Source organism: Arthrobacter sp. Soil736 (genome assembly GCF_001428005.1).
Taxonomy (GTDB): Bacteria; Actinomycetota; Actinomycetes; order Actinomycetales; family Micrococcaceae; genus Arthrobacter.
Genome location: NZ_LMSB01000063.1, coordinates 1 through 2,135 on the forward strand (window position 1 = coordinate 1; position 2,135 = coordinate 2,135).

Below are 2,135 nucleotides of genomic sequence, written 5' to 3' on the forward strand. Positions count from 1 at the left end.
ATGCCAGTCCACCTTCAGGGTGTGTCGAAACTGTTCGTAGAGCGGCTCAACGATCAGGAACTCACCGTTCTCGAGACCGCCCTGAGAAAAGTCATCGTCGACTGCACGTTCGGCTGAGGATAAGGGCCGGGGGAGAGGTTTGCTCAGCTGACCGCGGCACACGCTTCCGCCGCCGAGCGCGACCACTTTGGGCGCTTCCTGAGAAGCCTTCAAGTACCGGGAGCTCAAACACCAATGCGCCATCGTGGTCGAAGAAGTCGAAAAACTTCTCGATGACTTCCCTCTTTCCCAGGTCTCGATGTCCCTGCCGGGCGTCGGCCGCGGACCGCAGCGACGATACTCCTGACCATCGGTGATGCCCGCACTTCACCTCCGCCGGACACCTCGCCGCCTACGCCGGCATCGACCAGTGACACGGCGCTCCGGAACCTAGATCCGCGGTGAATTCCCCGCACGCTCCCGGGAACAAGCAGCTCAAGAACGCCGTCTTCAGATCCGCCTGGATCGCCAGCTGCCGCCACCCGGCCTCGAAGGCCTACTACCAAAAGAAACGGGCACAGGGAAAGAAACACAACGCCGCCCGTCATCTGCCTGGCCCCGCACCGCTGCGACGCCATCTACTCCATGCCCAAACAGGCCCCCTCTACGACGAAAAACGCGCCCAGGCCGCTTGACCAAAAGCATAGGGATACCCCCGCCGTTCCCGGCTGCACGGGGGTCAGTCCTGGTGCGCCCGGGTGACGAAGTGTTCCATGCGACGGTCCGGAACCAGCCAGATCAGAGCCACGACAGTGTAGACAGCAACGCCCAGCAGCGGCTGCACGATGCTTAGGGCAAGGCCGGCGAGGTAAATCAGCGGCGATGCCTTGCCTTTCCAGTCCCGGCCAACTGCCCGGGCCAGGGCACCCTCTCGGCCCTGCTGGCGGATCACGGCCTGTTGCAGGATGAAGTAGGCGATGGCTGCGCAGAGCAGGTTGATCCCATATACCAGCACGGGGACGTCCACGAAGCCGGACTCATCCATCCACCGTGTGCTGAATGGGATGAGGGAGAGCCAGAACAACAGGTGCAGGTTCGCCCACAGGATCCCGCCGTTGACCCGGTCGGCCAAGTGGATCATGTGGTGGTGGTTGTTCCAGTAGATTCCAACATAAACGAAACTAAGCAGGTAGCTGAGGAAAGTGGGGAGGACAGCGACCAGGCCATGCCAGGTCGGTTCGTGCGGCACGCGCAGTTCGAGCACCATGATGGTGATGACTATGGCCAGCACGCCATCGCTGAATGTCTCCAAGCGGTTCTTGTTCACCGGGTTCCTTCCGTGAGGGCATCATCGTAATCCAGGCCTCCGTGGCCAAGGCTGAGGGGTGAAACAGTCCGGGGGCGTGGCACAGTCCGGCACACCCGGAAACTCACGGCCACCCACAGTATCCGGTATCCATTCCACTCGCGCACGCGGTTCCAGGCCGTCAAAGCGTTCGTAGAATCCAGATAGATCTCCCGGACGACCTTCCGCTCCATCCGCCATGGGCCGAAAAGGTGCCTCCGCCAGCGAAACCTCATTCGAAAGTCGAGATGCGAAGGGGTTGGAGTCAGCACGACCCAAAGCCCAAGAATCCTCGTCTCTTCCCAGGCATTTCTAGGCCGCCTCGAAATTCTCTGTCATGAAAATACCGTGAAGGTGTTGAAGGAAGGCGCTGTTTGTCTCCAAGTGTTGCTCATCCCCATATGTACCTCAACAGCGCGAGCGACGCCCACTCAAAGGTTGAACTCCGTGCCAAGAACCATGCCGCAAGGGGCGTCGCAGTTCTGGCGGCCAAATATTCCCACGCCCATGTCCAGAAGTCCGGCCGCTGTGATTCCTCCGTATCCGAAACACCTCCAAGTCGAGGTGAGCTCGTTCAGCATCGCTGCCTGGCCAATTTCGCTGTTGCTTGCGGCCGCGGGTGTTGACCTAAGTGATTGAGCAGCGAACGGACGGAATGCACCCGGCTGGGCAGTCGGGCTGCCCCTACGTGTCAGGGTTGGGTGAGGCCAGCAGCTCAGAGCAAGTCCGCCGTGTGATGTAGGGCGAGAACCAGGAACTGATTCACGATGCCCAGCCAATCTTTGATCGCCGTGCGCGACGATAGTCTGAT

The 2,135-nt window shown here is 60.7% G+C and carries 1 protein-coding gene and 1 pseudogene; one reads left to right on the top strand and one right to left on the bottom strand.

What is annotated here, in order from left to right:
• Nucleotides 1-244: 244 nt before the first annotated feature.
• Nucleotides 245-741: pseudogene (locus ASG92_RS30160) on the top strand (transposase); the annotation flags it as partial.
• Here ASG92_RS30160 and ASG92_RS24640 read toward each other — a convergent pair.
• Entirely contained in the window at nucleotides 719-1,306 is a 588-nt protein-coding gene (locus ASG92_RS24640; RefSeq protein ID WP_056634887.1) for a TMEM175 family protein, read from the bottom strand. The pseudogene ASG92_RS30160 and the gene ASG92_RS24640 sit on opposite strands and share 23 nt — an antisense overlap.
• Nucleotides 1,307-2,135 lie beyond the last annotated feature (829 nt).